The sequence below is a fragment of the Paraburkholderia sp. SOS3 genome (genome assembly GCF_001922345.1).
Taxonomy (GTDB): domain Bacteria; phylum Pseudomonadota; class Gammaproteobacteria; order Burkholderiales; family Burkholderiaceae; genus Paraburkholderia.
On the sequence record NZ_CP018811.1, the window covers coordinates 2,688,309 to 2,707,872 of the forward strand.

Annotated in this window: 19 protein-coding genes; 4 read left to right on the top strand and 15 right to left on the bottom strand. The window is 65.9% G+C overall.

What is annotated here, in order from left to right; all coding sequences use genetic code 11:
- The first annotated feature begins 18 nt into the window (after positions 1-18).
- The gene (locus BTO02_RS12020) at positions 19-606 is read left to right on the top strand and encodes a BPSL1445 family SYLF domain-containing lipoprotein (protein ID WP_075157228.1); all 588 of its coding nucleotides are present in this window, start codon (positions 19-21) and stop codon (positions 604-606) included.
- Between the two features lie 277 nt (positions 607-883).
- Positions 884-1,240, top strand: coding sequence for a hypothetical protein (locus tag BTO02_RS12025; protein WP_156883813.1), 357 nt, complete (start codon positions 884-886; stop codon positions 1,238-1,240).
- A gap of 80 nt (positions 1,241-1,320) precedes the next feature.
- On the opposite strand, the gene BTO02_RS12030 is transcribed toward BTO02_RS12025, so the two are convergent.
- The 10 genes from BTO02_RS12030 to mltG all read right to left on the bottom strand — a co-directional run bounded on the left by BTO02_RS12030 (position 1,321) and on the right by mltG (position 12,281).
- Positions 1,321-2,394 carry a glycosyltransferase family 4 protein gene (locus BTO02_RS12030; protein WP_075157230.1) on the bottom strand — a complete coding sequence of 358 codons (1,074 nt, stop codon included), beginning with the start codon at positions 2,392-2,394 and terminating at the stop codon, positions 1,321-1,323.
- A gap of 369 nt (positions 2,395-2,763) precedes the next feature.
- A complete protein-coding gene (locus BTO02_RS12035) occupies positions 2,764-3,927 on the bottom strand; it encodes an AAA family ATPase (RefSeq protein ID WP_075157231.1) in 1,164 nt (387 codons plus the stop codon).
- Positions 3,928-3,968: 41 nt separating this feature from the next.
- On the bottom strand, positions 3,969-5,414 hold the full coding sequence (otsA, locus tag BTO02_RS12040; RefSeq protein WP_075157232.1) for an alpha,alpha-trehalose-phosphate synthase (UDP-forming): 1,446 nt from the start codon (positions 5,412-5,414) through the stop codon (positions 3,969-3,971).
- A gap of 160 nt (positions 5,415-5,574) precedes the next feature.
- Complete coding sequence (locus tag BTO02_RS12045; protein WP_075157233.1) at positions 5,575-6,909, bottom strand: mechanosensitive ion channel family protein; 1,335 nt, start codon at positions 6,907-6,909, stop codon at positions 5,575-5,577.
- 520 nt (positions 6,910-7,429) lie between these two features.
- Complete coding sequence (locus BTO02_RS12050; protein ID WP_075157234.1) at positions 7,430-7,789, bottom strand: Rap1a/Tai family immunity protein; 360 nt, start codon at positions 7,787-7,789, stop codon at positions 7,430-7,432.
- 64 nt (positions 7,790-7,853) lie between these two features.
- On the bottom strand, positions 7,854-8,534 hold the full coding sequence (locus BTO02_RS12055) for an ankyrin repeat domain-containing protein (protein WP_232243530.1): 681 nt from the start codon (positions 8,532-8,534) through the stop codon (positions 7,854-7,856).
- 177 nt (positions 8,535-8,711) lie between these two features.
- The gene (locus BTO02_RS12060; RefSeq protein ID WP_075157236.1) at positions 8,712-9,503 is read right to left on the bottom strand and encodes a TatD family hydrolase; all 792 of its coding nucleotides are present in this window, start codon (positions 9,501-9,503) and stop codon (positions 8,712-8,714) included.
- Positions 9,504-9,592: 89 nt separating this feature from the next.
- A complete protein-coding gene (locus tag BTO02_RS12065) occupies positions 9,593-10,639 on the bottom strand; it encodes a DNA polymerase III subunit delta' (RefSeq protein ID WP_075157237.1) in 1,047 nt (348 codons plus the stop codon).
- 11 nt (positions 10,640-10,650) lie between these two features.
- Complete coding sequence (gene tmk / locus BTO02_RS12070) at positions 10,651-11,271, bottom strand: dTMP kinase (protein WP_075157238.1); 621 nt, start codon at positions 11,269-11,271, stop codon at positions 10,651-10,653.
- Entirely contained in the window at positions 11,271-12,281 is a 1,011-nt protein-coding gene (gene mltG, locus BTO02_RS12075) for an endolytic transglycosylase MltG (RefSeq protein WP_075157239.1), read from the bottom strand. The genes tmk and mltG overlap by 1 nt, the downstream gene beginning before the upstream one ends.
- Before the next feature lie 81 nt (positions 12,282-12,362).
- Here mltG and ygfZ point away from each other — a divergent pair, with 81 nt between their 5' ends.
- Together ygfZ and BTO02_RS12085 are read left to right on the top strand one after the other, a co-directional pair.
- A complete protein-coding gene (gene ygfZ, locus BTO02_RS12080) occupies positions 12,363-13,466 on the top strand; it encodes a CAF17-like 4Fe-4S cluster assembly/insertion protein YgfZ (RefSeq protein ID WP_075157240.1) in 1,104 nt (367 codons plus the stop codon).
- 165 nt (positions 13,467-13,631) lie between these two features.
- Positions 13,632-14,465, top strand: a complete 834-nt coding sequence (locus BTO02_RS12085; protein ID WP_075157241.1) for an NRDE family protein — start codon at positions 13,632-13,634, stop codon at positions 14,463-14,465.
- Between the two features lie 66 nt (positions 14,466-14,531).
- On the opposite strand, the gene BTO02_RS12090 is transcribed toward BTO02_RS12085, so the two are convergent.
- The 5 genes from BTO02_RS12090 to BTO02_RS12110 all read right to left on the bottom strand — a co-directional run bounded on the left by BTO02_RS12090 (position 14,532) and on the right by BTO02_RS12110 (position 19,480).
- Positions 14,532-15,608 carry an alpha/beta hydrolase gene (locus BTO02_RS12090; RefSeq protein WP_232243347.1) on the bottom strand — a complete coding sequence of 359 codons (1,077 nt, stop codon included), beginning with the start codon at positions 15,606-15,608 and terminating at the stop codon, positions 14,532-14,534.
- A gap of 186 nt (positions 15,609-15,794) precedes the next feature.
- On the bottom strand, positions 15,795-16,667 hold the full coding sequence (locus BTO02_RS12095; RefSeq protein ID WP_075157242.1) for an SDR family oxidoreductase: 873 nt from the start codon (positions 16,665-16,667) through the stop codon (positions 15,795-15,797).
- 66 nt (positions 16,668-16,733) lie between these two features.
- Entirely contained in the window at positions 16,734-18,356 is a 1,623-nt protein-coding gene (locus tag BTO02_RS12100) for a hypothetical protein (protein ID WP_156883814.1), read from the bottom strand.
- Between the two features lie 301 nt (positions 18,357-18,657).
- Positions 18,658-19,170: a PaaI family thioesterase gene (locus tag BTO02_RS12105; RefSeq protein ID WP_075157244.1), complete on the bottom strand. Its 513-nt coding sequence runs from the start codon at positions 19,168-19,170 to the stop codon at positions 18,658-18,660.
- Between the two features lie 7 nt (positions 19,171-19,177).
- Positions 19,178-19,480, bottom strand: coding sequence for a Dabb family protein (locus BTO02_RS12110; protein WP_075158814.1), 303 nt, complete (start codon positions 19,478-19,480; stop codon positions 19,178-19,180).
- Positions 19,481-19,564 lie beyond the last annotated feature (84 nt).

A 19,564-nucleotide genomic window follows, 5' to 3' on the forward strand; every position in this document is an offset into this window, starting at 1 on the left:
CCACGATGGAGAAAAACGATGCAAAGACGAAACTTCATTCTAAAAAGTAGCGCTGCGCTCGCTTTCGGAAGTCTTGCACTGGCAGGCTGCACCACCACCGGGAAGTCTGGAGAATCGGCCGCGACAGATATGTCGAAGCGCCAGTCGATCGACGCAAGCGTCGACGGCACGATGTCTCGGCTCTATTCCACGGTCGCCGGTTCGCGCGAACTGGTCGCGAAGTCGCGCGGCGTGCTCGTGTTCCCCTCCGTGCTCCAGGTCGGCTTCATCGTCGGCGGGCAATACGGCGAAGGCGCGTTGCGCGTAGGCGGCAGTTCGGTTGGGTACTACAGCACCGTGTCGGGCTCGTTCGGTCTGCAAGCAGGCGCGCAATCGAAGGCGATCATTTTCTGCTTCATGACCCAGGATGCGCTCGACCGATTCCGCAGCGCGGATGGCTGGTCGGTCGGCGCCGATGCATCGGTTGCGCTCGTGAAGGTCGGCGCAAACGGCGCGGTCGATTCGACGACGGCAACTGCGCCCGTCGAGGTGTTCATCCTGACGAATGCCGGCTTGATGGCCGATGTGTCGCTGGCCGGCACGAAGGTGACAAGGCTCAAGATCTAACCGGCCGCCGATCCGCCATCGGCATCCGGGGAACTCGCGCGGCACTCCCGCCCGGGAATCCGCGTGCGGCACCGACGGACATCGGCAGGAAAGTTGGCCCCACGTCTCTTCACCGGGACGTGGGGTTTTGTTTTGCGAGCACGGTATCCCCTTATTGCCTCATCGAGCGGCTCGCTGAACAGAATGGGATGTGTCGTCGCCGTCGAACGACACGTCGAATGCCGGCCCGCGTCTTGGCCGCGCAACCGCCAACTTCTTCATTTGCAGGAAGGTAACGATGAAAATCACGAATCAGCAGCAACCGTTTGCCGCCACGCAGGCTGACACGTCCGCGTCTCCGGTAACAGCCGGACTTAACGGTCCGCGCATCACGCCCTTGCCGATCGTCGATCGACACCCGGCCAACGACTTCGCCAATGGGGGCTGGGAGCGGCGCTCGTCCCTGCCGCCGACGCTCACGAGCAAGCCCTGGCAGCCCGCCGCCGACAACCATGCCGATTGCCGCTGCGAATCGATGACGAAGGGGATGTCGTCGGAGCCGAAGGGCAAGGACGTTTCCGAGCCGCCCATGACGTTGCTCGGCCACGACTCGCTGCTTGGAGTCTCGCGCGAGACCCGCGACGACGCGGCATAGAAGCGCTGTGCAACGCACGCTTGCGTGCCGCGCGCGCACCTCGCGCACCTCGCACGCGGTGCGACGCAGGCGTGTCGCCGTCACACGTTCGTCGACGACGCGTCGATGACCTTGAATCGCGAACGCTTCTGCGCGCGGATCACCGCCTGATACGCGTCGACGTACTGCTGGGCCATCCGGTGCGACGTGAAGCGCTCTTCGAAGCGTTGACGCACGCCCTTGCGCGGCACCTTGTGCAGCCGGTTCAACGCCGCCACCGCGCCGATCTCGTCTTCGACGATAAAGCCCGATACGCCGTCATCGACCACTTCCGGCACCGCGCCGCGATTGAACGCAACCACCGGTGTCCCGCAGGCCATCGCCTCGATCATCACGAGGCCGAACGGCTCCGGCCAGTCGATCGGAAACAGCAGCGCGTGCGCGCCCGACAGGAACCCGGCCTTCTGCTCGTCGGCGATCTCGCCGATGTACTCCACGTACGGCAAATCGAACAGCGGCTTGATATCGCGCTCGAAGTATTCGCGGTCGGCCGCGTCGACTTTTGCCGCGATGCGGATCGGCATGCCGCAGCGGCCCGCGATGCGAATCGCCGTATCGACGCGTTTCTCCGGCGAAATGCGGCCGAGAAACGCGAGGTACTTCTGCTCGACCGGCTGCGGCGTATAAAGCGTTTCGGGCAGCCCGTGATAGACGGTCGTGAGCCAGCGCGCCTGCGGCAACGGCTGGCGCTGCGAATTCGAAATGGAGATGACGGGCGCGGTGTTGAAGGTGTCGAACACCGGCTGCTGTTCGGGCAGATCGAGGCGGCCGTGCAAGGTCGTGACGAACGGCGTCTCCTGGCGCTTGAATACCGAGAACGAGTAGTAATCCATATGAAAATGCAGCACGTCGAACTGGCTGGCCTGGCGGCGCACCAGTTCCATCAGCAGCATGTGCGGCGCAACGCGGTCGCGAATGCCGGGGTCGAGGCGCAGTGCGCGCGGCCAGACCGCTTCGAGCTTCGCGTTCGTCACCGAATCGCCGCTTGCAAACAGCGTCACGTCGTGGCCGAGGTCGACGAGCGCCTCGGTGATGTACGACACGACACGTTCAGTGCCGCCATATAGCTTCGGCGGGACCGATTCGGTCAAGGGGGCGATCTGCGCAATTCTCATGGCGTCTCCGTAGTGGCGAGCGACTGTGCCATTGCGGCGGGCCTGCGGGCAATCGGAGCGGATCGCGCGGTCGACGTATCGTCGAACCGCGCGGTCCGCTCCGCATGCTCGCCCTCCCATGCACGATGGCTTTTTGCCTTGTCTGCTTGTGTCCTGCTTTTGTCGTTTTAGCCGGCCCGTTTCTCCTGGCCGTTCGTTTTGCTTACCTTACATGTGTCGATTATTGCCTGGCTCGCCGAAAAAAACTGCGTCTATTTCACTTGAAGAGCGCTGTTACAGTCGGGAAACATTCGCTCACGAATCGCCATGCGGGGCGATCAGGCGCGCCGCGCCGCTGCGCATCGCGTGCCGCACGGCTTACCGCACGGCTTAACGCGCCGGCCATTTCCACGGCGGGATGTCGAGCTCGTCGCTGCCCATGATGCGCGTCGCGCCGAGTTCCTTTTCGAGCACGAGCGACCGGCTGCCGCTTTCGCGTTCGAGCGCCGCGATCAGGCGCGCCGCATGCGAGACGACGAGCACCTGCGAATGCGCCGATGCTTGCACGATCAACCGTCCGAGCGCGGGCAACAGGTCCGGATGCAGGCTCGTCTCCGGTTCGTTGAGCACGAGCAGCGCGGGCGGCCGCGGCGTCAGCAGCGCCGCGATCAGCAGCAGATAGCGCAGCGTGCCGTCCGACAGCTCGGCGGCCTTCAACGGCCGCAGCAGCCCATGCTGGTGCATCGTCACCTCGAAGCGTCCGTCGAGGTTGGCGATGTCGATGCGCGAGCCCGGAAACGCATCGGCGACTGCGTCGTCGAGGGCCTGCGGCGAACCGATCTCGCGGATCGTCTGCAGCGCGGCGGCAAGGTCGGCGCCGTCGTCGGCGAGCACCGGCGTATGCGTGCCGATTTGCGGCAGCCGCGCGGGCGCGCTCGCGTCGGTGCGGAAGTAGTCGTAGAAGCGCCACGAGCGGATCTGCTCGCGCACCGCGAGCATTTCCGGCGCGCCGCGCGGATCGGCGAACTCGGTCATCATGCTGTCGAAGCTCGCCACGCTTTGCGGCACGGTTTGCCATTCGCCGTCGTCGGCGCGCGTGCGCAGCGAGGCGCCGTGGCGGTCGACGAGCAACGCCGACGGGCGCAAGACGGGCCCGCTCCAGATGCATTCGCGCTTGATCACGGGGTCGAGGCCGAACTGCGTGGGCCCTGGAACCGGCAGCCCGAGGTCGATCGCGTAGCCGAAGTCGTCGCCGGCAAAGCCCAGGCGCAGGTTCACGGGCTCGTGGCGGCGCGTACCCTGTACCGGCTGTTCGCCTTCGCGCATCGCGCGCGAGAAACGTTCGGGGCCCGCCCATAGCGTCGATTGCAGGCCGCCTTCGCGCGCAAGCGACGGAATCACGCCGCCGCGCGCAGTCGCCGCAAGCAGCCGCAATGCGCGATAGACGTTCGATTTGCCGCTGCCGTTCGGGCCGGTCACGACATTGAGCCGGCCAAGCGGCACGATCATGTCGCGCAGCGAGCGGTAATGGGCGATCGCGAGTGTGGTCAGCACGCGGATGTCGGGTCGCCGGTTAAGCGTTGAGCGCGCGGCGCTCAGGACGCGGCCCCGCGTGCGCTGCCCGGCGCGCCCGCGGTTTTCCCAGCGGGCCTCGCCTTCTCGAGCGGCACGGCGCGCAGATCGCGCAGATACGTATCGCGCCACACGCCGAGATCGTTCTTGCGCAGCGCGGCCATATTCGTTTCGTAGCGGCGCTTGCGCTCGTCGAGCGGCATCGACAGCGCGCGCTGCAACGCCTCGCACATGCCGACCGAATCGTGCGGGTTCACGATCAGCGAGCCGGTCAGCTCGGCCGCGGCGCCGGCGAACATCGACAGCACGAGCACGCCCGGATCGTCCGGGTTCTGCGCGGCCACGTATTCCTTCGCGACGAGATTCATGCCGTCGTGCAGCGGCGTGACGAAGCCGATCTGCGATTCGCGGAACAGCGACATCAGTTTCCAGCGGTCGTAGCGCTGGTTCAGATAACGGATCGGCGTGTAGTCGAGGCCCGAGTAGCGGCCGTTGATGCGCCCTGCCTCATATTCGAGGTCCTGACGGATCTGCTGGTACGTCGAAACGTCGGCGCGCGTCGGCGGCGCGATCTGCACGAGCGTCACGTTGCCGCGCCACTCGGGCGAGCGCTCGAGCAACTGCTCGAAGGCGCGGAAGCGCTCGACGAGTCCTTTCGAATAATCGAGCCGGTCGACGCTCATGATCAGCTTGCGCCCTTCGAGGCTCTGCTTCAGATCCATCACATGCTGCCGGCTTTCGTAGCGTTTGGCCTGCTCGGCGATTTCGTCCGGGAACACGCCGATGCGATAAACGCCGGTGCGCAGCTTGCGGCCGAACGCTTCGACGTGGCCGCCCGGCTTCACGGTGCCGCGTGCATGGCGCTCGATATAGTCGTGAAACGCGAGCTGATCGGTCTCGGTCTGAAAGCCGATCAGGTCGTAGCAGCACAACGATTTCACGAGCTCTTCGTGCGGCGGAATGTTGATCAGAATCTGCGGCGACGGAAACGGAATATGCAGAAAGAAGCCGATCCGGTTCGTGACGCCCTCGGCGCGCAGCGCCTCGGCGAACGGAAGCAGATGGTAGTCGTGCGCCCAGATGATGTCGTCGGGCTGCAGCAGCTTGACGAGCTTGTGCGCAAGCCATGCGTTGACGCGCCGGTAGCCCGCGTATTCGTCGCGCTCATAGCGCGCGAGGTCGTTGCGGTAGTGGAATACCGGCCACAGCGTCGCGTTCGAAAAACCGCGGTAGTACTGGTCGTAGTCCTTGCGGGTCAGGCCGACGGTCGCGAACGTGACCGCGCCGTCCTGCTCGAGCGTCGGGCCCGCGTTCGCCACCGTCTCGCTGACGACGTCGCCGCTCCATCCGAACCAGACACCGCCCGTGTCCTTCAGCGCGCCGAACACGCCGACCGCGAGTCCGCCAGCGGAGCCTTTGGTTTCAGTGGGCGTCGCCACACGATTCGATACGACAATCAGTCGGCCCATGCTGTAGTCCTCCTTATCCCGTTCAGGTTCGATCAGGCCGAGCCCTGTGTCTGGTTCGGCCGGCGTGACGCCGGCCCCGTTGCACAATCATCCGCTTGCGCGGCGGCGAGGCGCTTCGGCTGCGCGCTGCCTCGGCGCTGCGTGGGCGCTGCGTGCGCGGCTAGGTCGTGCGATCGGGTATGCGCGTGCGACCCGCTGGCGCGCGCGGCCCAGCGGACGGCCCAGCGGACGGCCCGTCGGACCGATCGCGCTCGCCGCGTGGGCCTCGTTTTGCCACCGGGTCGGCCGCGGTGTCGGCCGCGGTGCTCGATGCCGGCGCGGGCGTCGCCTTCGGCATCCAGTCTAGCTCGCCCGTGTCCGCACCGGGGCCGGTCCGGTCCGCAGCGCCCCCCTTCGTTACGTGTTCCAGATCGCCGGATGCCGCGCCCCAGTTCGCCGCGAGATCGGCGCGTGCGCGCGGCAGATACTGAGGATAGTGCCGCTGCACGAAGCTCACGAGCCCTTCGCGTACGCGGCAGCGCAAATCCCAGTTGAGCCCCGAATCGTTCGAACTGACGAGCACGCGCAATTGCATCGCACGCTCGGTCGCGTCGGTCACCTGCAGCACCTGCACGCGGCCGTCCCACTCGGGCGCCGCCTCCACGATGCGCGCGAGTTCATCGCGCAGCGGCACGAGCGGCATCCGGTAGTCGACGAACATGAACACGCTGCCGATGATCTGCGCATCGTTGCGCGTCCAGTTCTGGAACGGGTTTTCGATGAACCATTGCAGCGGCACGATCAGGCGCCGCTGGTCCCACAGGCGCACCGAAACGTACGTACCGGTGATTTCCTCGATGCGCCCCCACTCGCCCTCGATCACGACCACGTCGTCGAGGCGAATCGGCTGGGACAAGGCGATCTGCAGGCCCGCGATCAGATTGCCGAGCACCGGCCGCGCCGCAATACCGGCGACGAGACCGGCGACACCGGCCGACGCGAGCAGGCTCGCGCCGATCTGCCGCACGTTCGGGAAAGTCATCAGCGCGGCGCCGATCCCGATGATGACGATCACCACCATCACCGAGCGCGCGAGCACGCGCGCCTGCGTATGGATGCGGCGCGCCTGCAAATTGTCGGCCGTATCGAGCGGATGCGCGGCGACGATCGCTTCGCCGATCGACGCCGCGATGCGCACCGTGAGCCACGTGATGGCCGCGATCAAGGCGAAGGCCGCGGCATCGCGCAAGCCGCCGATCAGCAGCAGCGTATCGGGCGCTTCCCACCAGACGATCTCGAGCGCGACGATCGCCATCACGAACTGCGCCGGCCGGCCGATATGGCGCAGCACGACGCTCATCAGCGGATAAGGCCGCGCAATACGCATCAGCACGCGCTGCCCGACCCAATGCAGGCCGATCGAGCAGGCGACGAGGCACACCGACACGATCAGCGTGCCGAACCACGAATGGAGCGGTGCCGCTGCGATGCGGCCGAAGTCGTCGAACGTCACCATCAACGCAATGATTCCTCGTCAAGGTTACGGAGCAAAGGGCCGGCGCGAAGCCGGCGCAAAGCCGGCGTAAAGCCGGCGCAAAGCCGGCGTAAAGCCGGAAACCCGCGGGCCGGTCCGCGCGGTTCATGTCGGCATGCAGTCGACGCGCGGCGGACTGTGCGCGCACGTTGCGCGCGAGCTATCGTCCAATGCGCTGCCCGATGGGTTCACCGCGGGGTTCACCACGGGGTTCACCACGGGGTTCACCGCAGCGTTCACCGGCGTTCACCGATGTGTACGCCGTGGTGCGCACCGCCGGCAGGCCGAGCGGAGAAGCAGCGCTCGTGCCTGTCTCTGACGGCCTGGAGCCGATCGAGGCAGCGACGCCGCGCAACGCGCGGCCATCGGCCTTGGGGGTACAGCCCGGTACTGCAAGTGATCAGGCGCGGTGGTCACGCAACGACCCGCATGAGCGCGCCGGGGTCGCACGGTAGGCCCGGGTACGCCTGGGTACGCCCGGACGCCCGCCCTGGTTCGTCCGTCAGTTGGACGACCCTTTGCATGGAAATGCCTTGCCGAGCCCGAGCGAGACGGCCGTGCTCGCGTTGAAACTCGCCGCACTCGGATTTTCCGCGATGTATTTGCGTACCGCATCGGTCAGCTGTTGCGAGCGAGCCTCGGGCGGCAGGCAGAAGTACTGCCCGACGCGCGGCCCGGTCGTGCCGCCGATCGCATCGATCGTATTGAATACCCCGTCGGCCGCGCCTTCGATATACGCGCCGCATGCACTTCGCGAAGCGATATCGGTCTTCGTGCACAGCTTGTTGAGGTCGGCCCCCGTAAACGCATTCGCTGTCAGCGGCACGGCGAGCACGCTGGCGCAAATCAGAACCCGCAGCATGTTGATCCTTCAAGGTATAAGCGGAGCAGATTTTTTCCGGCCACTCCGTGCTTCGGCCGGTCCGCTATTTTGCACTGTTTTGCGACGCCGGCGCAGCGGCGCCGGCGGGCGTCTGCTGCTGGATCTGCTGCAGCCGCGCCGTCAGCCCGTCGACGACGTCCGGCTCCTTGTACTGCTTCGCGAAGTCGAGCGCCGTGAGGCCCAGCTGGTTCTTCACGTTCAGGTCCGCGCCGTTATCGAGCAGCAGCTTCACCGTCGACACATGGCCGCCGCGCGCGGCCATCATCAGCGGCGTCGTGCCGTTCGGCGAACCGGCGTCGATATAGGCGGAGTGGTCGAGCAGCACCTTGACGACGTCGTCGTGGCCATTGGTTGCCGCGTAGTGCAGCGGCGTCCAGCCCTTCTTGTTGACCTCGGCGTCCTTCGAGATCAGCAGATTCACGAGCGCGACGTCGCCGTTCAGCGCCGCCATCATCATCGCGTTTTCGCCGGCCTTGTCGACGATCTCGATGTTCGTTTTCGGATTGTCGAGCAGCAGCGCCGCCACGTTGTCCGACTTTTCGCGCGCGGCCAGCACGAGCAGCGGATAGCCGTACGAGTCGGCCATGTTCGGGTCCATGCCGTTGGCGAGCTGCTTTTTCACTTCGCTCACGTCGTCGAACTTGACGGCTTTGATCATCGTGTCCGCGGGCGCCGCCACTGCCGGCTGCGAGACGAGCGCGGCGAATGCCGCGCAGGCGAGCATGCCGGCCGCGACCGCCCGAGCGGCGGCGCGCGCGACGCCAACGCGCGCTTCAGACGGACCACGCAGCTCACGAATACGGAGTTCAGTGAAATAGTTTCGCATATTTAACTTTAATAATATTCGGTATCTTATTGATATCAAAAAAATAAAGGCTTTACACCGTCACGCCGTGCGGCGTTACGCGCCGACTGGCGCCTGAAGGCCGAACAGCCGGAAGAAGTTGCGCGTCGTCGCGGCGGCCAGTGCCTCGTCCGGCATCTCGCGCTGCTGCGCGATGAAGCGTCCGACATAACTTACGTACGCAGGTTCATTAGGCTTGCCACGATACGGCACCGGCGCGAGGTACGGCGAGTCCGTTTCGATGAGCAATCGATCGAGCGGCACCCGGCGCGCGACGTCCTGCACGTCGACCGCGCTCTTGAACGTCACGATCCCCGACAGCGAAATATGGAAGTTCTGCTCGAGCGCCCGCTCGGCGACCGCCCACGGTTCGGTGAAGCAATGCATGACGCCGCCGGTATCGCCCGCGCGCTCTTCGGCCATGATGCGCAGCGTGTCGTCGGCCGACGCGCGCGTATGGATGATGAGCGGCTTTTTCGTCGCGTGCGCGGCACGGATGTGCGTGCGGAACCGCTCGCGCTGCCATTCCATCTCGTCGATCGTGCGGCCTTCGAGGCGGTAGTAGTCGAGGCCCGTCTCGCCGATCGCAATCACCTTTGGGTGCTGCGCGAGTTCGACGAGCTCGGCGACGCTCGGCTCGCGCGCATCCTGGTGATCCGGATGCACGCCGACCGACGCGTAGATGTTGTCGTGCCGCGTGGCGATATCGAGCACCGACGGCAGCGTTTCGAGATCGACCGAGACGCACAGCGCATGCGTGACCGCATGCTCGCGCATCCGCTCGAGCACCTGCGGCAGGCGGTCGGCGAGCCCTTCGAAATTGATATGGCAGTGTGAATCGACAAACATGGCAAGTCCTGGTCAAGCGTTAATCCGGCGTCCCAATGTCGGGCCGCATTCGACGCCGCCGTCGAGCACGGTCCCCTCATCCACACGCGCTACGCGAACAGGTCGCGGTATCCGAGAAATAGCTCTTCGAACACGAGTCGCGCATTGAGCGGATGGTTTTCGACGGCCCGCTGCCGCGTGACGGTTCTCATGAAACGCGCGAACGCGCCGGCATCGGCGGCCTGCGCGCAGCGCGCAAGCGCGGCCGTCGCGTCCGGGAAATAACGCGGCGCGCCGGCCGTGCGCTGCGCGAGCAGATCGTAGAGCCAGCGCTGCAGCCAGCCGAGCACGAGCGGCACCGGCAGCTTCTGCAGCGTTTCGCCGCACGCGAACGCATCGCACTCCCGGCCGGCCGCGAGCTGTTGCAGCGTCCAGTCGCGCAGCGCGCGGTTTTCGTCGTGCGCGAGCGCAAGCGCCGCGAGCGGCGCGCCGCCCGCTTCGGCGAGCAGTGCGCGGGCGTCTTCGATATCCTGCGCGGCGAGCCACGCGGCGGCCGCGTCGGGCGCCGGCGTCGGCATCGGCCACTGGCGGCAGCGGCTGATGATGGTCGGCAACAGCCGGTCGATACGCGCCGACACCATCAGGAACACGACGCCCGCGGGCGGTTCTTCGAGCGTTTTCAGCAATGCATTGGCGGCCGCGACGTTGAGTGCCTCGGCCGGATACAGCACGACGACGCGCAGACCGCCGCGATGCGAGCCGACGCCGCAGAAGTCGAGCAGCGCGCGCACCTGTTCGATGCGGATTTCCTTGCTCGGCGCGCGGGTCTTCTTGCCGTCGTCGGCATCGGCTTTGTCTGCCTTATCGGCCTTCTCGTCGCCGTTCGCCGCGACGAAGCCCGCTTCGGCCGCCAGCGCTTCGGGCAGCACGATGCGGTAGTCGGGATGATTGCCTTGCACGAACCAGTTGCATGCCGCGCATTGGCCGCATGGCTGCCCGTCGGCTTGCGGCGCCTCGCATAGCAGGCCCTGCGCGACATGCTGCGCGAAGTGCAGCTTGCCGATGCCCGCCTGGCCGTGCAACAGCAGCGCGTGCGGCCACGCCGCGCGCAATTGCTGCAGGCGATTCCATTCGTCGATTTGCCAGGGATAAATCATTCTTTTTAAATTCAGATATTTGCGATCAGTTCTTCAAGTTGTCTCTGAATAATCGGCATGCTCAGCGTCGAATCGATAATGGCGAACCGGTAGGGTGCCTCTTCGGCCCGCCGCAGGTATTCGGCGCGCGTACGCGTAAAAAACGCGTCGGATTCCCCCTCGAAACGGTCCGGCGCGCGCACGGCGCCGCGGCGCGCGCTGGCGGTGTCGGGCGGCACGTCGAACAGCACGGTCAGATCCGGCTGGAAACCGCCCTGCACCCAGCGCTCGAGCGCTTCGAGCTTGTCGCGCGGCAAGCCGCGCCCGCCGCCCTGGTAGGCGAAGGTCGCGTCGGTGAAGCGGTCGGACAGCACCCAGTCGCCGCGCGCGAGCGCCGGCTCGATGACCTGCGCGAGATGTTCGCGGCGCGCCGCGAACATCAGCAGCGCTTCGGTTTCGAGGTCCATCGGCTGGTGCAGCAGGATGTCGCGCAACGTCTCGCCAAGCGGCGTACCGCCCGGCTCGCGCGTGACGACGACCGACCGGCCGCTGCCCGCCACTTTCGCCTCGAGCCGTTCCCGGAACCAGCCGAGGTGCGTGGTCTTGCCCGCGCCGTCGATACCCTCGAATGTGATGAATTTGCCGCGCGCCATCATTGCCCTCGAATGTATTTGTCGACGGCCTTGTTATGATCGCCGAGTGAGTCTGAAAAAATGCTGCTGCCGTCGCCGCGCGACACGAAATACAGTGCGCTCGTCTGCGCCGGGTTCAGCGCCGCCTGCAACGACGCGACGCCCGGCAGCGAGATCGGCGTCGGCGGTAAGCCGAGGCGCGTGTAGGTATTGTAAGGAGTGTCCGTCTGCAGGTCGCGCTTGTGCAGATGGCCCGTATAGCTTGCGCCCATGCCGTAGATCACCGTCGGGTCCGTTTGCAGCGGCATGCCCACCTTGAGCCGGTTCGCGAACACGCCGGCCACCATCGGCCGGTCCGACGCCTTGCCCGTTTCCTTCTCGATGATCGACGCCATCGTCAGCGCTTCATACGGCGTGCGGTACGGCAGACCGGCCGCGCGTGTCGTCCAGGCTTCGTCGATACGCAGTTGCATGAGCCGGTACGCGCGGCGATAGACGTCGAGGTCGCTCGTATTCCTGTCGAATAGATAGGTGTCCGGGAAAAACAGGCCTTCCGCATTGCCGGTCGGCGTTTGCGGCGCGCCGATCGCCTTCAGCAGATCGGCATCGCTGAGGCCCGCGGAATCGTGCCGCAACGCCGGGTTCGCATCGAGTTCCGCGCGCATCCGTTTGAGCGTCCAGCCTTCGATTACCGTCGCAACATATTCGTTCACGTCGCCGCGCGCGATTTTCTGCAGCACCTCGTACGGCGTGATGCCCTGCTTGAACTCGTAGTTGCCCGACTTCAGCTCCGCCTGTAAACCGAGCGCGCGCGCCATCAGGACGAACAGTTCGGGCGCGACCGGCACGCCGCCGCGATTCAGTTGCGCGGTCACGCCGCGCAGCGTGCTGTGCGGCTTGATCGTGACGTCCAGTTGGGGGGTGGCCAGATTGACCGGCGTGGTGGCCCAGCGATAACCGCCGGCGGCAGCCGCCGCGGCCAGCACGACGAGCGCCGCGCAGGCCAGGAGACATTTCTTCAAAAGGGTCATGCGGGACAGGGCTCAGGTGAAGACCCATATAATAACTGGTCGCCTTACCCCGAGTCATGGCCTACCCTGGTTTCCCCTTCCATGAACGCATCGCACGATTCCACCTCCGCCGCCGGCGTCGCTTCCGGCTCCGTTCCCACCGCCGGCGCTACCGCGCGTGCGCCGCTTGCCGCGCCCGTGCCGCCGCTCGCGCCGCTGCCGCGGCCGGCGCGCGACGAGTTCGACGCCGTGCTCGCGCGCGGCGCCTATATCCCGCTCACGCAATTCGGCGTGATCGACGTGACCGGCGACGACGCCGCGACTTTCCTGCACAGCCAGCTCACCAGCGATACGCAGCATCTCGACGCCGCCAGCGCGCGTCTGGCCGGCTACTGCACCGCGAAGGGACGCCTGCTGGCGTCGTTTCTCGCGTGGCGCGCCGGCGACGCGATCCGTCTGCTGGTCGCGCAGGATGTCCAGGTGGCCGTGCAAAAGCGCCTGTCGATGTTCGTGCTGCGCGCGAAGGCGAAACTTGCCGATGCGAGCGGCACGCTCGCCGCGGTCGGTTTCGCCGGCGACGTGCGCAATGCGTTGTCGACTGTGTTCGATGCGTTGCCCGACGGCGTGCACGTGAAGGTCGACGGTCCGCATGGGTCGCTGATGCGCGTGCCCGATGCGGCCGGGCGTCCGCGCTACCTGTGGGTCGGTCCGAAGGCCGACGTCGAGGCGCGCCTGCCTGCGCTCGACGCGAAACTCACGCGCGCGTCCGCTGCGGTGTGGGACTGGCTCGACATCCGCGCGGGCGAGCCGCGCATCACGCAGCGCGTCGTCGAGCAATTCGTGCCGCAGATGGTCAACTTCGACGTACTCGGCGGCGTCAACTTCCGCAAGGGATGCTATCCGGGCCAGGAAATCGTCGCGCGCAGCCAGTATCGCGGCACGATCAAGCGGCGCACCGCGCTCGCGAACGTCGCGGGCGAACCCGAGACGGTACTGCCCGGCACCGAGCTTTTTCATGCGAACGATGCGGGCCAGCCATGCGGGATGGTCGTCAATGCGGCCGCGGCGCCGGACGGCGGCGTCGACATGCTCGTCGAGATGAAGCTCGCCGCACTCGAAGCGGGGACGGTTCGTCTGGGGTCGGCGCACGGACCCGAACTGACCTTCATGCCTTTGCCGTACGCGCTGCCCGTCGACGACGCCTGAGCGCATCAGGTCCGCTCGCTGTAGTTCGCGCCGGGGCGCGGGCTACGGACGTCCGCGCGGCCGGCATCGGCCCGGATATCGAATTCCTGCCATCATTGTCGCTTTAGCGGCCGGGCGTCGTTGCGCGCCTGCCCGCGATCATCACCTATAAAGCGACTTCAAACGATGTGCCTGATTGTTTTCGACTGGCGGCCCGCCGCGGCCCATGGCCCGCTCTTCACGCTCGCCGCGAACCGCGACGAATTCCTGCGCCGCACAGCCGAACCGATGCATTGGTGGCAGGATGCCCCGGCGCTGCTCGCCGGCCGCGATCTCGCAGGCGGCGGTACATGGCTCGGCATGACGCGCGACGGGCGTTTCGCCGCGCTCACGAACTATCGCGCGCCGCAGTCGACGCGCCCCGATGCGCCGACGCGCGGCACGCTGGTCAGCAACTGGCTCACGCGCGCAAGAGGCGCGACGCCGCTCGACTATCTGAACGAAGTCGCGCAAAACGGCGACATGTACAACGGCTTCAATCTGCTGGTCGGCGACTGGGCGCGGCGCGAACTCGCGTGGTACTGCAACCGCTCGCCGCAGGCGCCCGCGCTGCTCGCCGAAGGCACGCACGGCATTTCGAACGCGGTGCTCGACACGCCGTGGCCGAAGCTCGTCAACCGGCGCGCGGCGCTCGCCGATGCACTGGCCGGCAATCCGCTCGTGCCGCTCGATCAGCTGATCGAACTGATGCGCGACACGCGCGTCGCCCGCGACGACGAATTGCCGGCTACCGGCGTGACACTCGAATTCGAACGCGCCCTGTCGGCACCGTTTATCGAAATGCCCGATTACGGCACACGCGGGACGACTGCCTTGCGCGTGTGCGTGCTGGCGAACGACCGCGACGAACGCGAGCGCCTGACCGTGCAGACCGCTGAGCGCAGCGACGACAACGGTTCGCACATCATCAGGCGGCCCGGCGATTACGAACGCAGGTTCGAATTCGATATCGAGGCGTGAGCTGCACCGCGCACGGAGATTGTGGTTTCGAAGCGCAGTTTCCAGGCCCAGCTTCGAACCGCGGCTTCACTCGATACCGAACGCCGCGCGCAGCGCAGCGGCCGCATCGGCATGCGCTTGCGCGACTTCGGGCACATAGCCGCCCATCTTGAAGAATTCGTGGATCATCCCGTCGTAGCGTACGAGCGTGACCGCATTGCCGGCCGCGCGCAGCTTGTCCGCGTAGGCAGCACCTTCGTCGCTTAGCGGGTCGTATTCGGCGATCGCGATCCACGCGGGCGCGACACCGCTGAAATCGGGCGCGCCGAGCGTGCCGTCGAGCGGCGCGAAGCGCCAGTCGACGCGGTCCTCGGCGCAGCGCAGATACTGCGAGAAAAACCACTGGATCGTCGTGCCGGCCAACAGATAGCCGTTCGCGAGCCGCGCGTGCGAACCGGTTTGCTGATGGCTCGAGGTACCCGGGTAGATGAGTAACTGCAAAACGATCGGAATACCGGCGTCGCGTGCAAGTACCGCATTGACGGTCGCGAGCGTGCCGCCCGCGCTGTCGCCGCCGAGCGCGATGCGCGACGCGTCGATTCCGTAAGCTGCGGCGTTTTCATGCAGCCAGCGCAGTGCGTCGAACGCGTCGTTCACGGCAACCGGGAATTTGTGCTCGGGCGCGAGCCGGTAGTCGACCGAGAGCACCGCGCATTGCGCATCGCGCGCGAACATCCGGCATATCGCATCGTGCGTCGCGACGCTGCCGACCGTGAAGCCGCCTCCATGAAAATAGACGAGCGCCGGCGCGGGCTGCGCCCAGTGCGGCTCGACCGGGTGATAAAGACGCGCGCGGATCGTCGTGCCTGTCGTGCCTGTCGTGCCTGTCGTGCCTGTCGTGCCTGTCGTGCCTGTCGTGCCTGTCGTGCCTGTCGTGCCTGTCGTGCCTGTCGTGCCTGATGTGCCATTCGGTCCTGTCGCGCCGTCTTGCACGGGCACTGCGAGGTCTTCGACCGAAAACATCGGCGCACTGGCGATCTCGAGAATCGGCGCGCTCTTTTCATACGACGCGCGTGCCTGTTGCGGTGTCAGCTCGTGAAGCGGCGGGCGCTTCGCGCGCCCGACCATGTCGATGATCTGTTCGATCCTGGGGTTCAGCGGCATCGTGCTTCGGGTGGCGCGGCGGCGCCCGTACGGAGGTGGCGAAGCGGGCAATGATGCCACGAAGCGTTCCGAACGGCAGGCGGCGCGCCGACCCTGCTCGCCTTCCGCAGAGGAAAGACGCGCGATCGCCGCTGCTCGTGCAGCGCGCGCCACGTTCTGCATATGGCGCACGTCGCGCCGCAAGCATCATCCTTCGCGCTTCGCCTCGCGCCGCAACGACATCGGATCGGTCGGCGCGCGTCCTTCCTCGATATCGGCATGACGCAGCTTCACCGCTGCGAGAATCGACGGATGCGTAAGCACATAGAAGCGCCCTTCGCGCACCGCATCGAACGCGAGCTTCGCAATATCGGCGGCGCTTTTTCTGCCCGACTGCACGGCGCGCTGCAGTTGCCGGTCCGCGGCGAGACGCGACGCGCTCGGCGGCGCATCGTCGCGTAGTTCAGCCGGACGCGCGCGCGCGGAATCCGCGATGCCGGTCGGCACATACGCGGGACACAGCAACGAACAGCCCACCGGCGCGCCCGTATTTCGCAGATCGTGATAGAGCGTTTCCGTCAGCGCAACGACCGCGTGCTTCGACGCGTTGTAGATCCCCATGGCCGGCGCCGACACGAGCCCCGCCACCGACGCCGTGTTGACGATATGCGCCGGCTCGTTCTGCCGCAGCATGATCGGCGTGAAGACGCGCACGCCATGCGCGACGCCCAGCACGTTGACGCCGAACACCCACGCCCAGTCGTTTGCCGAGCATTCCCACAGATGGCCGAGCGCGCCGACGCCTGCGTTGTTGAACAGCAGATGCACACGGCCGAACGCGTCGAGCGCTGCCTGCGCGAGCGCTTCGACTTCGTCGCCGCGCGATACGTCGGTACGCACGCCGATCGCCTCGACGTGCGCCGCGCGCAACTCGTCGACGGCGCGCGCAAGCGCCGCCTCGTCGACATCGGCGAGCACGAGCTTCATGCCGAGCGCGGCGCCATGGTCGGCAAACGCGCGGCCGAAGCCGCTTGCCGCGCCCGTGATGACGGCCACCTTTCCTGCGAAATCGTTGAACATCGAATCGTCCTTTCAGACCGCGAGACAGAGCGCGAAAGAGTCGAAGTATGCCGCGAAAGTCCGCTGCTATCCGCCGAAGGAGCCGTTACCTCGCGTCGTGAAGGATCCCTGCGCGTTCTCGATCTCGCGATAGCTGAAACTGCGCGGCGAGTTTCTCATGTCCTCCAGCTTTCCTCTCGATGCCACGACGCGCACGGTCACCCTGCCGTCCATGGCTTTCGTGATGACGGCTTTCGCGTTTCCGACTTCGCCGGCGTTGCGGTCCGGCGCCAGATAATTGAAGTTCAGCATGCTCCACAACTTCCCTTGCGAATTCAGCCCCGCATCGACCGGGGGACCGTACTTCGGGTGAGGCTGATTGCCCGAAGCATTGTCATAGCTGTAGACGACTGCCGAGAACGGACTCCCCGTCGCCGCACGCAGCAGACTGTCGAAACCGCTGCGCGGCGCTTTCGAGGTCGATACGGGCGCGCCGCTTGGGCCGAAGCGTTCCGCGGCCGTGGCGATGCTGCTTGCCGCCGCGTCCGAGGCCTTCGCACTCGACCTTTTCGGCACCTGCGCATGATAGGCGTACAGACCGCCTTCGTCCGCCGTGAATAGCATCGTGCTGCCGCGCATCGGCCCGCCGGTCACGATCGTGGTCGAACCGGGCTCGAGATCGGCGAAGTTGACATTGATCGCCGCCACGCCGTTCCTGCCGCTACCGAGCTTGATCACGCTGGCTTTTGCGAGATCGGCGCTCACGCTGATCGGCGCGCTGCGGTTCAGGTCGGCCCCCATCCCGGCGTCGTACGACGTGAGGTCCTTGCCTGTGCCGACCGACAGCACGCCAAGCCGCTCCTGATATCCCGTTGCATGGATGACCGCGGGGAAATCCGATGTCGCCTGCTTGTCACGCCTGTAGAACGTCACGGGAGCAGCGAATGCGTCGATCCTTCGTCGATCCTCCGCCCGGTTGAGCGCAGGCGCGAGGTTGAGCGGTCCGAACTTCGCGAGCTCCTTCGTTTGCGAAACCGACGCCTGTTCAGCCGAAGATGGCGCATTCGCGGCGCCGCCGTTTCCGCGGTCGCTTCCAGACGCGATCGGCCCCGCGCCCGAATTCGCGGGCCGCGTTCTGGCACCCGGGATAACGACATCCACCATCGCTGCCCCGTCGGCCAGATCTTCGATCAGCTCTTCCCGCGTCGGCATCTTGCCGTTGGCAGCGTTATTGATCCGGTTGAGCATTTTCCCAACCGTCTGCATGCTGCCGGCGGCCGGCACGATGCCCGCGGCGGTATCGAAGTGTTCAGTGATGCTTCGAATCGCGTCCTTCTGTTGTTGTGTCGCCGGCCGTCCGTCGATAAGCAGCGAGCCCGCGTTGGCCGTGCACTCCAGAAACGCGGTGAATGGCTTTGAAAACGCGTCACCCGCAATCTGCAGCACTTCCTTCGCCGTATAGGATGTCTTGATCCCGACACCCTGGATTCGTAACGCGCTTACCCAATTGTCTTTCCCGGCGCCGCGCTTGCCGGCGGGCAGCGATGCGCCGGTTCCCGTGACGGAGGAACGCGGCGGCGGCGCCGCGCTGCGTGTAGTTCGTTGCAGCGTCGCTGCGTCCTTCCCGGGTGCCTGAGTCGACGCGTTTTCGGTCTTGCCGGCATCACCCTGCGTTACATCGGTACTTCGTTGAACCTCGCCTGTTTTCATTTGATAAGCCCTCGCATTGGTCAGCATGTCGAAATAATCGAATGATTCTTTCAACGCTCGGAAATCGATCGATCTCCGGACATGCGAGGCTTATTTTCGAGTTCGAGAATCTGACTGGCGCAATGACTGCTCACAGCAACATACTTTTTACATCTCAGGTACGGATATTCACCGCGCGAGTGCATTGCGCACTGCGCGAGTGCGTCGGCGGCAACACCGCAATACCGTTAGTGCGGCACGCCTGCCCTCGCACGGCAGGCCTGCGTCTCTGCCATGGCCGGCTCGTACAATCGCCTGGTCCCTAGCTGTCGCTCGGGCCGGGTCTTGCAGACGGATCCGTACGCTGGCGCTGCTGCACGACGTCGCGGCCGACGGCGAGACGGCGCATGTACTTGAACGTGCCGAGCGCCTTGGCGACGAAATGGCCTTCTTCGTCGCGAATCTCGCCCTCGCAATAGGCCATCGTGGTCGAGCGGTGCAGCACGCGGCCCGTCGCGCGCAGTTCGCCGCGGCCCGGCTGCATGAAATTGACCTTCATCTCGACCGTGACGACGCCCACGCCGTCCGCAGCGAGACTGCGTGCCGCGATGGCGAGCGCGACATCGGACAGCGTCATCGTGACGCCGCCGTGCGCGACGTTCCACGTGTTCAGATGGTCGGGCGCGAGCGGCAGCACGACTTCGCTCGCGCCGTCGGCGGCGCGCACGACGCGCACGCCAAGGTGTTCGACGAACGGGCTTTCGATGACCAGCGACACCGCATGGTTGAGCGGCGCGGCACGATCTTGCGGCGCCGCGTTTTGCGATTCATTCATCAGGCAATCACACTTCGTAATCGACGCATTCGCGCGACTCGCGCACCTTGCCGACAAACGCCTTCAGCGCTTCGTGCGTCGGATGGGTCTGATAAGCGTCGAGCGCGGCCTTGTCGGTGAAATCGGAGACCAGCACGACGTCATACGTGGATTCGAGGCCCGGCTTTGCGAGCCCGGCTTCGAGATGCACAATGCCGGGCACGATCGAGCGGCAGCCTTCGAGCTTTTCCTTCAGCTTCAGCGCATTTTCCGCGCGCGTCGCGCCTTCGGCGTGTTCCTTCAGTTTCCACATCACGATGTGACGAATCACGGTCTTCTCCTTGTCCATTGATCGCGCTTGATCATATTTGACGGCGACGGTGCGCGGCATCGCCGCGCCCTCGTATCCTCATGA